Below are 11,522 nucleotides of genomic sequence, written 5' to 3'. Positions count from 1 at the left end.
TTGCTGCTGCAATCATCCCCCATCCGTTTGATCGGGCATTGGCGATACCGATGGGAGTTGCTCTTATATGGATCGGATATATTATTTGGTCGGAACGTAAGTAAGCATCGAATTAGAGATGTCTTCGATCTTCCCTAATTGAATGAAATAAATAGTTCCTCTGACGGTTTGGCTCCTCGGTTCAACATTAAATTTCCAGATCGTCAGGGAGTTTCTTGATTGGTGCATAGATATGGTAGGTTGAATCCAGATTGTGGACATCATTAAAAACTTGGATAAGTTCAATATCCGATTGATCGGACTCTTGCTTGGAAATCTTTAAGAATCTTGCATAGTCTGTTTTGAGCACTTCTCCAATATCAAGCAGGTCACCAAAATAGTTGAACCTCGCACAAAAAATAGTCGGTACATCAACCGTGAAATAAAAGGGTTCATGAATTTGAATGTCACTTGGGATTCCGAACAGAACTTTGAACCGAGTTGAATTGGGTTGACAGTTTGAATAAATGACAAAACAAGAACCATTTATGTTGTCATCAATATGATTCAACAGCATTTTGGAATGGGAGTGAATCTTCTTCTTGTAATCATCAGTGGCTAGGTCTACTTCAAAGGCAATCCCGCTTATTCGGGTCTCTTTGAACTCTGTCAGTGTGAAATCCGTGACGATATCACCATTCATATTTTTAAATGGTCTTTTAACCACAGTAGGTATTGGAGTCGGAGAGATTTTATTGAACCCTGCTCTTAGCGAGCTTGGAGCTACGCCGTAATGTTGTTTGAATGCCCGGGTGAATGAGGCTTGCGTACCAAAGGCTAACTGATAAGCAATATCGGTTAGCGACAAGTTGTTGTTATAAATGAGTGGTAAAGTGGCATTCAATCTTCTAGATAGGATGTACTGATTTAACGAACAGCCCATCATGGCAGAGAAAAGCCTATGAAAATAATATTTAGACATATTGAAAGTAAGAGCAACGGATGACACGGATAAAGGCTGTTCTAAATTTTCCTCGATATGAATCAATGCTTGTTCTATTATCCTATGATGGTTCATACTAACTCCCTTCGTCACGCGCTCTAATTTTTTGTGCTAAGTATACCACACGCGTTATACCGCTTAGAAGGCAATTCGCAATCCGCGAATTGTTAAACAGAGGCTCCTCATTATTTGTATAGAATTAGGGGGAAATATGAAAAAACGGTCAAAATGACTGACCGATTCTGTCAGGGATAGAGGGTTATAATTGGTTATAAATAAGTCGATGTGTTATGAGCGGTGCTATATATTGGATTAGGAGGAACGAAAATGGATTGGAATTACTATGATACGTTTATTACCGTTGCCGCAGATTGCCCCGTTGAGACTGGAACGCAGCCGCCAGACAAGAAAGACGGAAAAACCAAGCCGGGCATCGAGTTTGAGTTAATCACGAATCATCCGTATGGCTATACCCAGGAGGAGCTTTTGTACGAAGTGCATATCCGGCACAAAAACATTCCGGAGGCAGAGTTAGCCGAGAGAGGGGACCAGATTCGAGACGAGTTTTATATGAAGCCGCAACCATGCTTGAGAGCATCGATGCTCCCGAAGAAATACGGGTGGGGTATTCATTTCAATGCAAAGGGGCAAATCGCGATCGTTCCAGTGGAATCCCCTGATTATCGGCGCTTCGTGGAAGGAGCCTATGGGAATGTGAAGCTGCTCGCCGCCATGAGAAACAAGAGGAAGTGAGTGCAATCACAGGTTCAGTAAACACATGTTTGATTTGATCAGTGTCCCCCATATACAAAAAAACACCCCCAAAGCCTACGACAAACGTAGTCACTTTGAGGGCAGCCCCATTTAACCTTACATATAAGTCCAATTGCCTCGCTCTACAACCTACTTCGCACTTGGCAGCAATTTATTTAACAAGATCGCTGCAAGCGAAGCAGCCAGAATCGGTGATCCGAGTAAATACTGCACGAATGTAGGCAGCGTGTACAAGAAATCTTTAGGAATGAGCACTAACGCCAACGTCAAAATCATCGGGATGGCGATAATGTACATTTCTTTTTCGCCGATTTTTACGTTCTTCATGACCTGGATCCCGTTAATCGAGATGATGCCGCAGACGATGGCGAATACGCCGCCGATGACAGCCGTTGGGATCGAGGAGATCAATGCGGCCAATTTGCCGGAGCAGCCGAAGAGGACAAACCATCCGCCCACCGCCAGAAAGACCCGACGACTGGCCACACCCGTGATGGAGATGATGCCTGCATTCGTGGAATAGCCGGTAACCGGCGTGGAGCCGAGTCCGGAAGCAATCAGGCAGCTAATCCCTTCACCAATCACCCCACGGTTAATGTTTTTATCCGTTAACGGTTTATCAATAACGTTGCTTATGGCAAACCATGTACCCGTCGTTTCTGCCAGTAGGACGAGATAAATAATGATCATGGTGATGATCGCCGAGAAGTCGAACGAGAAGCCAAAATCCTTAAACGGAATCTGCGGCATGCTGAACCACTTGGCGTTTGCGACAGCGCTGAAATCCAGCACCCCCATAAAGTTGGCTGAGATACATCCGATAATTAATGCGACCATCACGGACGTAACGCGGAATATCGCGCCTCTCGTGCGGAACAAAGAACCCAGGATCACGAACAGAATGAGTGCAGCCGCCGAGATCAGGGCCAGCAGCACGTTCTGATTGATGGTAGCGTCCGTGGCGCCGTAGATATTGTCTCGGATGGCAACCGGCAATAAGGACAGACCGACGATGAAGATGATCGTGCCCCCGACAATAGGCGGGATGAAGGAAGTAACGATTTTATTGAAAATTCCTGTATACCCCAAAATAATGACGAGGATCGCACCAATTAAGCTCGCGCCCAGCACGGAACTCCAACCCATCTCCCCACCGCCGCTGGCGGCATATATCGCGACAATCGCGCCGAGTGGAACATAGGAAGGCCCCTGCGCCATCGGCAGCTTCATACAGAAATACGTTTGCACGATCGTGGCAAGCCCGGCCGCAATAAACGTGGATTGAATCAATGCGCTGGACTGATTGGGCGCTAAGCCGATTAGCATGGCAATCAGGAAAGGGACGACATAGACATCCATCGCGACGACATGCTGTAAACCGAGAATGGCGGATTTTCCGAAAGATATTTTGCCGTCGGGCGGAACCGTTAAATGCTGTGTTTTTGTTTGCGTGTCATTTAGCTCTTCTGCTTGTGTTTTCACTCCGTTGGACACCTCGAATGTTAGGATGAATTGCGTTTTGAACAACCTCTATTCTCTTAACGCGTATGAACCTTTTCCCCTTGCACCCACACCTCGCGGATATGCTCAGGCCGTGCCAGATACATGATTTTTTGAAAAATATCTTGTATATCTTCAAACTCGTCAAAAATCGGCAGCTTCGCGGATGGAAGTCTCGTATCGATCACCTGCACATCCCATGCGTAGTTTTCTTGAATGCGACCGATCGGCAGGCTCAAACTTTCACCGCCCCCGGCCGTAGCCAGATAGAATGCCTCATGGACCGTAATCCTCGACTCGGGTACGCCGCGAGCTTCCGCAGGAAGGGAGGTGTTCACGCCATCTTCCAGCATTCTCGAGGACATTACGGCTTGTCTTATATTATCGAAGAGACTCGGTGAGAAGCCGCCGGATAGATCCGAGCCTAAACCGATCTCGACATTTTTGGCATGGAAGCGGGCGACCGGGATGACGCTGTTGGCAAAATACGCGTTGGATATCGGGCAGTGCGCGATCGCGGTGCCGGTGTCAGCAAACAATTCTGCATCCTGGTCATCAAGGAAATTACAATGAGCCATGACCGATTTATCGCGCAGCAGGCCAAAATCATGCAGGGCAAACGCATCGTTTTTCTGGAATCGATCTTTCACATAACCGTGCGCCCAATCGCTTTCGCTGCAGTGGGACTGCACATACGTGTCGTATTTGGCTGCCAGTTCGCCTAAACCTTTCAGCCCCTCATCGGTGCAGCTTGGAATGAAGCGTGGGGTGACGACGGGATATACACCTTGTTTGGTGGTCTTGGCGAGTTCCTGTACAGCGATAATAAATTCCTCCGTATCCGCCAGTGCCGTGGATGTGTCTGCATCGCGGTAGTAATCCGGATTCTGCTCGGGATCGTCCATGACGACCTTTCCGACAAGTCCGCGCTGGCCTTTGCTTGCACAGATTTGGGCTAACAACAAGCTGGCTTCTTTATGCACCGTGGCAAAATAAAGGGCTGTCGTTGTTCCGTTGGCCAGCAGGGTGCTTACCACATCGTCGTAAACCTTTTGCGCAAACTCCAGATCGGAGAATTTGGATTCCAGCGGGAACGTATAGGTATTCAGCCAATCGTAGAGCGGAATGTCCAATGCGGTTCCGGATTGAGCCCATTGCGGGGCATGAACATGCAAATCGACAAAGCCAGGCAGGAAATACTGTCCTTCTTCTAGTCGGTGAAAGCTGTCCGTGCCTTGATACGTATCCAGCAAGGATTGATAGTCGGCGTCTTCCGGTGCCACGACTCGCTCAATCATGCCGCCCATGTTGACGCAGTAAAGATAGTCTCTCAATACTTGAATTTCTTTGGGAGATTTGCTTGAAAAAGAAGTCCCTTGAAATAATAACATATATTTACTCATGTTTACCGCCTTAATGTTCGTTTTTTGGAGCGCTTTTGTCATTATAGTCCGTTGAAAAAGAGATGTCCATAGTTTAAAGGCGAATAGATGGAGCGTGGAACAAATCAGGTGACTGCTAGGATTGAGGAGATGTCGTTGTGGAATCAAGAGGGGCTAGGTTGAAAATGGAGTCTGATTATTTATACGTGTTAAAATAGAACCATTATACGCTGTTATTGGAGGTATCTTCATTGAACATTCAACTGGGCCATTTTGAAGTGAATTCCGGACAATTGGTTGTGGCCGATCCTTGTTATGAATTGGATACGAACATTATTATCATGGGCGTGTTGGAAGCCGTATTGAATGGAACGTGGGTAGGGGAAGTGGAGAAGGTGGAGATCCCGGACTGGGGCGAAGCCAACGCCAGGCTGACGGCTTACCATCACTCGGTAGCAGAACAGGGGGCATTCCTGGAGTGGATCAAGTGTCCTTTTGTGGCTGGAGTGGATAGCGGACAGGCGGGAATTTTTGATATTCAAAAGTACCGAATTCCGGATGCGAATTCAGCATCGGATAGCTCGGACACGGATACGGAATGGTATTATGCGTGCTGCGACATCACCGAGAGCGGTGAAGAAGCAGGTGTTCTGGATGGGGGCGTCGTATCTCGTACCGGCATGGGCGATGGTGCATACGGCGTGTATAAGGCCGTGAATGAGCAGGATCAAGTGGTTGGCGTGAAAATTGTGTTTATTAAGAAGTAGTCGAGCGCTAACGGAAAAATGAATAAGAGCAAGTATAAACAGTCATAGAAGGTAACCCTTTTATGGCTGTTTTATTAGGGATACACCATGATGCCAACCAAACCTGTCACTATACTAGAGAGAACAGAGGCATATTGGGGCTTCTGTACCATAGGAAGCATGAAGGCTTCGCTTCATCCAACTTGCACACTCCATTGCCGTCAATATGAAGGACTCTGGAACCTTTTCCATATCTTAGAAGATAGATACAATAAGGTCCAATGAAACGTTGGAGAGGATGCGAATGCCTAGAATACTTGTCCCGCCCGAGGTACTGATTCGGGTATCGGAGGAAGCCGCCAGGGCTGCGGAAGAACTGGAAACGACCAAGAATCGGCTGGACCAGCAGATTACATATATGATGTCTTCGTGGGAAGGAACGACCCGTTCGCGGTTTTTCGAAGATTTTCAGCGTGCCCATGGCGAAATGAATAAAACGATTGAGCATCTACGGATCATCGGCCAGGAATTGAAGGCCATTGCTTACCGGTTCATCTCAGCGGATATGCGTGAAGATATCATGATGGCGGCATCGGCAGCGAGCGCTGCGAACGAGTCCAAAACGTTCTGGGACCATGCGGGGGACTTCTGGCAGGGGCTGCAGACTGGGGCGAAATCCGTAGCAAATTCGGTAAAGGATACGGCTACATCCTTGGTGGAAGACCCGCTTGGCACTGCCAAGGACATGGCCTATAATGCAACTATCGGGACGGCGGAAGAGATCATCGACACGGCGGTTTGGGGAAGCAAAATGATTTTTGATGCCGATACCCAGGAGAAATTCGCCGCAGACGTTGAGGCGTCGGGCGGTGCTTCTAATTATATGGGGCAGCAGGCTGCCATGATCCTGGCCGGCTTGGCCACACGCCGGATCGGCGTGAAGACTCACCCGCACCTGAAGCATGATTCGGGTGGGGATGGGGGAAGGTTGTTGAGGGGACGCCTAAGGCTCCGGATATAGACCTAAATAAAATGGGTACTGGAGCGGTTGGTGATTTACAGAACATCAAAGACATAAATGATCTTATATCTAGAATACCTACGGATGCTAAGCAAATTCCCTGGAGGGAAGTACCTGGAGGGGCTACAGAAGGAGTGAAATTCAGATGGGTTGATGAATCAGGAAAAACATGGGATGTACGGGCACACAGTGTCGATCCTAATGCTCCATCGGGTAGCAATGCTGCGAATGGTTGGATTTATAGAGTAGAAGTTAAGCAAGTTAACCCAAAATGGAAATGGACAATGGATTCTGAAGGGAACTTTCATAAAGAGAATGTCCTAAGAGAAAACAGTCCTCATTATGATGAGTCAATTGCTAATGATACGCATATTCCTTTCATACCATAATATGGAATGAGGTGAAATAATTGAATATAGAAGAACTAAAGGCAACACTCTCTGGATCGAATACTGAGGAAAAAACAGAGATGTTAAGCCACCTTTGTGATATTTTCGAATCCTATAACAATTCGATTGATAATTTCAATGATATTGTTACAGTACTACTCCATTTCGGTATTAAAGAAGAGAGTTTAGATATGAAGGAAGAAATATTTACTACTGTACTATCCGCAGCAACTTATAAAAACATTGAGGGGATAAACTTCGATATTTTAGCTGACAATCTTGAACTTCTGCCTGAGGAGTGTCTCCATTCCGCATTGACGATACTAAGCTTTACTTTTAAAAAGGAGTATTTACCCTATCTAACCAAGTATTTAGCACACAAAAACAGCAGCATCAGAGCGGATGCAATAAATGCGATCAATGAAATCGAAGGTTACTGGTCTAAAAGGCAAAATTAAAGTTTAATAAGTATGGAGTGTGAGTAGTGGATATTACAAAATTAAGTAAAGAAGTATCATATGCCTTAAGACATGCACCATGGGAGTATGAATTAGAATTAGATGATGAAGGATGGGTAAGCATTGAACAGATTCTAATTGCGCTGCGTCGTGATAAACAATGGGAATCTATAACCGAAAATGATCTAATTGAAATGATTGATAAATCAGATAAAGCACGGCATGAAATTTTGAATGGAAAAATACGAGCCTTGTATGGTCACTCTGCACCCAAAAAAATATCGAAAGTAATTGGAACTCCGCCAACATTACTTTATCATGGGACAGCTAGACACTTAGTCGAACAAATTTTGCACGAGGGACTTCGACCAATGGGTAGACAGTATGTTCATCTATCCGTTGATAGAGAAACAGCATATTTGGTCGGAAAGCGTAAAGATCCTAGTCCCGTCCTGCTAGTAGTTCGAGCTGAGCAGGCTTCAAATGAAGGATGTAACTTTTATCAAGGCAATGATGCTGTATGGTTAGCTGACAGTGTTCCTGCGAGGTTTATTTCTGAAGAATAGTTGTAACCAATTGATTCATCTTAATTGGGTTTATAACTTTTAAAAGGCTTATTCCAACCTGAAGAAGAGTTAGGAATAAGCTTTTTAGCACGCTCTAGAAAGAAGAAACGAAGACCAAAAAATGTTGAAATGAGGATGAGTAAAATGGCTTCGTATGTGTTGCTATTAAAAGAACATGAAGATGATCATATTGTTGTTTACAAATTTGGTCCAAACGAAGACGTTATGGGGAAAATTGAATTGAATAAGACTACTAAGAAGTTTGCTGAGTTGGAGTCTTTGCCTGACCCCAGTATTCCAAGTGAATTTTATTTTGATAGAGCGGCTCAAAGATTGGCGGTTTGCTTGGTTCGAGAGGGGGGCAAATTCCCGGAAAGAACAGCATTTGAATCATGAATATTTTAAAGGTTGTGGGGGGTGCCGATTGTACTCACCAAACCCATATAATACTCGCTTGTAACTAGGGGTTGGAAATGAATGGATTACGAATTGTTTCTTGAATCAAATGTAAGTTCCAAATCGCTAGCAGAAATCGTACAAAAAATAGTAGCCGAATCTGTAAATCAAAACGTATCACTGCACCTTCCTAAGAACTTGAAACAAAATTGAGACAGTCTTTGTTCCATTGTTATATTACACTTAATTAAAGATGTCGAAATTTATCAGATCACGGAGTGTATCTATAAATCATCGAGTGTACTGATGCAAAGGAGAAACCTGTTTATGAAAAAAATGTCCATGCTTCTGGCAGTAACTCTCATTTTCTCGATGGTGCTTGCTCCCTTGGCTTCCGCTCAGCCCATGGTCCGGGCTGGTTACGGCTCTGTTCCGGCTGAAGAGTCCGGTTGGGTTCTCGTAGGTACGGCTGAAGAACTGGCCTATATCAATCGGAATCAAGCGTCCTACCTGGAACGGAATATCCGATTGACCAGCGACATCGATATGACCGGATACGATTGGGTGCCGCTGGGCAATGAAGCGGCAGCCTTCCGCGGGATATTCGACGGTGGGGGATACCAGATTGAAGGCCTTAAGATCGAAGGCAGCGCACTGCAGGATGTCGGATTCTTCGGCCACGTGTCGGGTACGATTCGTCATCTGGGTGTCACGGTTCAAGTCCATGGCGGCAGCTATGCTGGGGGATTGGCCAGCCATCTGGTCGGCGGCAGCATCATCGGTTCGTATTCGCAAGGTAACGTTACGAGCGGCAATACCGGTTATACAGGCGTGAGCGTAGCAGGCGGATTGGTCGGTGTGGCATACGATCATTCCAGCATTATTCGTTCATCTTCATCCGCTGCCGTAAAGAGCGGTGATGCCTCCAACCAATTTGCAGGAGGGCTTATCGGATCCCAAGGCGCAGGCTCCATTAGCGACTCTTATGCCACAGGGACGGTGACCAATTCGGGTGGCGATCACTTTTTCTTTGGGGGCGGATTGGCGGGACAGCTAGTATATGGGGATATTACTAATAGTTATTCGTCGACAGCTGTCACCCAATCCGGAAGATTCAGCTATGGCGGGATGGGCGGCTTTGTCGGTTCCATTTTCGACGCGACGAATCCCTCGATCCATGCCTCGTATTTCGATTCCGTTGCTACCATGCAAACCAGCGGCGTAGGAGATGGTAGTGGTACTGGCTCGATTCACATTACGGGCCTTACGACCAACGAAATGAGGGAAGCATCCAATTACCAAGGCTGGGATTTCACCGATATCTGGGCCGTCGATGCCGGTATTAATGGAGGATATCCTTATTTTCGTCCGGACATTTTGACAACGGATCTGCCGCGGGCGGACAAGGACGCTCCTTATTCCTTGGTCCTTGAAGCTTTCGACGGCGCAAGGGGGGGCTTGTCCTGGAACGCCTCCGGACTTCCTGACGGCCTGGCGTTGACGGATCATGGCATGCTCAAAGGCAGACCCACGGTGAGGGGCGCGTTCCCGGTAACGGTCTCGGCGACCGATGCGGGCCAGAACACCGTCAGCGCGGTATTGACTCTGTACGTGGATGAAACGGCACCGGACATCGACGGGCTTGCTATCAGCCCAGGCAGAGCGAACGGTGCGACGAGCGCGACGGCAGTTCCGGGCGATTCTGGGCATACGTTTGCTTATTTGCTCGGACCAGATGCCGGTGAGCGTCCCCTATTGGGAGATGCTCTGCCTGGCGAAGCGGCCTTGTATTCGTTAGGTACGGACATTGTTGATCCGATCCCGGGTCAATATCTCCAGGTATTTGAGTTGGATGCACAGCAGCGCATCCAAGCTTGGAGCGTTATCCAAGTAGAAGCGAGCCATATTCGTAACACAATCCCCGTTACGGGGGTGAGTTTGGATCAGACGACTTTGACCCTTACGGCAGGAGGTGCTTCACAGAAGCTGACATCCGTCCTTATGCCGGCGAATGCGACGAAACAGGCGGTTTCCTGGAGTTCCAGCGATTCAAGCGTCGCCCAGGTGGACCAGAGCGGCGAGGTGACGCCGGTCGCTGAAGGTACGGCAGTCGTTACGGTGACGACCGTCGACGGCGGGTTCACGGCCACCGCGGCAGTGACGGTACAATCGGCTCCAACAGATACGGGGACGGTGACCGGCGCAGTCTACGGTACAGGGAATACACCGCTGGCCGGTGCGGCGGTATCGGTGGGCGGAATGAAGGATATGACCGACGCCGAGGGGAGATTTGCGCTGAATAACGTAGCGGCAGGCCGTCATGAACTCACGGTGACGGCAGCGACGTATAACGATTATGCGACAACCGTAAATGTCCTAGCTGGGGAGACGGTCGACGTAGGGCGCATCGATATGAGAGCCGCCTATACCCCAGAACCGGAATCCCCGTCCTATAGCTGGGTTCCGGTTCCTGCCCCTTCCCCTGCGCCGGACCCAAGAATGATCGTAACGATCAACGGCAAACAAGTTCGGGTCGCCGCCAAAAAAGAGCAGGAGCATGATGGGCGCACCGTTCTGAGACTGATACCGGACTCCGATCTGGTTCGGTCATGGGCCGTTGGCGGGGAGGATATCGTCATCGACATCGATAATGAGGATCCGGTGGTGAAGGTCGATTTTCCGGCTGAAGCGCTGCAGGTTCTCCTTGCGGCGAATCCGAATGCAGCCATTCGGATTGGAGTGAACGGGGCAAGCTACAGCGTTCCGCTGCACGTGCTAAGCGACCTCCCGAACCGAACGACCGTAACGGTTGTCATCGCGAGAATGACGGATTCTGCAAGCCGTGAGCTGGATGAGGAATTGACCCGTCAAGGCTATGACATGCTGGCTAGGCCGACGAGCTTTGAGCTATACAGCGTCGGCAATGTAAAAATCGAAGCGGAAGGCACGTATTTGGAGCGCACATTCTCGTTGAACGGTGCGGCAGAACCCGACCATTCCACCGTCGTGTGGGTGGATGACGCAGGGAAGCCGCGCTTTGTCCCTTCCGTTTTTGAAGGGGAGACAGCGACTTTTTATGGCGCATATAACGGCGTGTTCACCGCGGTTCGCTCCAACCGAACCTTCGGGGATATCCAGGGACATTGGGCGCAAAGCGACATCGAGCGGATGGCGAACAAGCTGATCGTGAACGGATCGGCTGACGGCACGTTTGATCCTAACCGTACGATGACCCGCGCCGAGTTCGTCGCGATGGTCGTGCGTGCGCTCGGACTAGCCGAGAAGCCTCAGCTTTCTTCCTATTCGGA

General features: G+C 48.3%; 11 protein-coding genes. 8 read left to right on the top strand and 3 right to left on the bottom strand.

Annotation, left to right across the window (positions count from 1 at the left end; genetic code table 11):
• Positions 1–187: 187 nt before the first annotated feature.
• Complete coding sequence (locus tag HMPREF9412_RS07150; RefSeq protein ID WP_009590740.1) at positions 188–1,057, bottom strand: helix-turn-helix transcriptional regulator; 870 nt, start codon at positions 1,055–1,057, stop codon at positions 188–190.
• Between the two features lie 252 nt (positions 1,058–1,309).
• Between HMPREF9412_RS07150 and HMPREF9412_RS07145 the strand changes: the two genes are divergently transcribed.
• Positions 1,310–1,735, top strand: a complete 426-nt coding sequence (locus HMPREF9412_RS07145; RefSeq protein ID WP_009590737.1) for a DUF6157 family protein — start codon at positions 1,310–1,312, stop codon at positions 1,733–1,735.
• Between the two features lie 150 nt (positions 1,736–1,885).
• Here HMPREF9412_RS07145 and HMPREF9412_RS07140 read toward each other — a convergent pair whose 3' ends face one another.
• Together HMPREF9412_RS07140 and guaD are read right to left on the bottom strand one after the other, a co-directional pair.
• Positions 1,886–3,238, bottom strand: coding sequence for a uracil-xanthine permease family protein (locus tag HMPREF9412_RS07140; RefSeq protein ID WP_036671574.1), 1,353 nt, complete (start codon positions 3,236–3,238; stop codon positions 1,886–1,888).
• A gap of 56 nt (positions 3,239–3,294) precedes the next feature.
• The gene (guaD, locus tag HMPREF9412_RS07135; RefSeq protein ID WP_036671571.1) at positions 3,295–4,659 is read right to left on the bottom strand and encodes a guanine deaminase; all 1,365 of its coding nucleotides are present in this window, start codon (positions 4,657–4,659) and stop codon (positions 3,295–3,297) included.
• 230 nt (positions 4,660–4,889) lie between these two features.
• On the opposite strand from guaD, the gene HMPREF9412_RS07130 reads away from it, so the two are divergent.
• The 7 genes from HMPREF9412_RS07130 to HMPREF9412_RS07100 form a co-directional block, all read left to right on the top strand.
• On the top strand, positions 4,890–5,405 hold the full coding sequence (locus HMPREF9412_RS07130; RefSeq protein ID WP_009590741.1) for a DUF4241 domain-containing protein: 516 nt from the start codon (positions 4,890–4,892) through the stop codon (positions 5,403–5,405).
• 283 nt (positions 5,406–5,688) lie between these two features.
• The gene (locus HMPREF9412_RS07125) at positions 5,689–6,405 is read left to right on the top strand and encodes a WXG100 family type VII secretion target (protein WP_009590739.1); all 717 of its coding nucleotides are present in this window, start codon (positions 5,689–5,691) and stop codon (positions 6,403–6,405) included.
• A gap of 11 nt (positions 6,406–6,416) precedes the next feature.
• Positions 6,417–6,794, top strand: a complete 378-nt coding sequence (locus HMPREF9412_RS07120; RefSeq protein ID WP_036671570.1) for a polymorphic toxin type 30 domain-containing protein — start codon at positions 6,417–6,419, stop codon at positions 6,792–6,794.
• 20 nt (positions 6,795–6,814) lie between these two features.
• A complete protein-coding gene (locus tag HMPREF9412_RS07115) occupies positions 6,815–7,252 on the top strand; it encodes a hypothetical protein (protein ID WP_036671569.1) in 438 nt (145 codons plus the stop codon).
• 26 nt (positions 7,253–7,278) lie between these two features.
• The gene (locus HMPREF9412_RS07110) at positions 7,279–7,818 is read left to right on the top strand and encodes an RNA 2'-phosphotransferase (RefSeq protein WP_036671568.1); all 540 of its coding nucleotides are present in this window, start codon (positions 7,279–7,281) and stop codon (positions 7,816–7,818) included.
• 144 nt (positions 7,819–7,962) lie between these two features.
• Positions 7,963–8,214 (top strand): hypothetical protein, encoded by a 252-nt coding sequence (locus tag HMPREF9412_RS07105; protein WP_036671567.1) that lies wholly within the window; start codon positions 7,963–7,965, stop codon positions 8,212–8,214.
• Between the two features lie 327 nt (positions 8,215–8,541).
• Positions 8,542–11,522, top strand: a 2,981-nt coding sequence (locus HMPREF9412_RS07100; RefSeq protein WP_009590735.1) for an Ig-like domain-containing protein, incomplete at its 3' end; no start/stop codon positions are given.

Origin of the sequence: Paenibacillus sp. HGF5 (assembly GCF_000204455.1) — a bacterium.
Classification (GTDB): domain Bacteria; phylum Bacillota; class Bacilli; order Paenibacillales; family Paenibacillaceae; genus Paenibacillus_AQ; species Paenibacillus_AQ lautus_A.
Note: the sequence above shows the minus strand (reverse complement) of the source record. Positions and strands in the feature narration are given on the sequence as shown.

Bases quoted from the DNA above. Each gene is read 5' to 3' on its own strand.
- HMPREF9412_RS07105 (WP_036671567.1), top strand. From the start codon at position 7,963: ATGGCTTCGTATGTGTTGCTATTAAAAGAACATGAAGATGATCATATT.
- HMPREF9412_RS07120 (WP_036671570.1), top strand. From the start codon at position 6,417: ATGGGTACTGGAGCGGTTGGTGATTTACAGAACATCAAAGACATAAAT.
- guaD (WP_036671571.1), bottom strand. From the start codon at position 4,659: ATGAGTAAATATATGTTATTATTTCAAGGGACTTCTTTTTCAAGCAAA.
- HMPREF9412_RS07150 (WP_009590740.1), bottom strand. From the start codon at position 1,057: ATGAACCATCATAGGATAATAGAACAAGCATTGATTCATATCGAGGAA.
- HMPREF9412_RS07145 (WP_009590737.1), top strand. From the start codon at position 1,310: ATGGATTGGAATTACTATGATACGTTTATTACCGTTGCCGCAGATTGC.
- HMPREF9412_RS07125 (WP_009590739.1), top strand. From the start codon at position 5,689: ATGCCTAGAATACTTGTCCCGCCCGAGGTACTGATTCGGGTATCGGAG.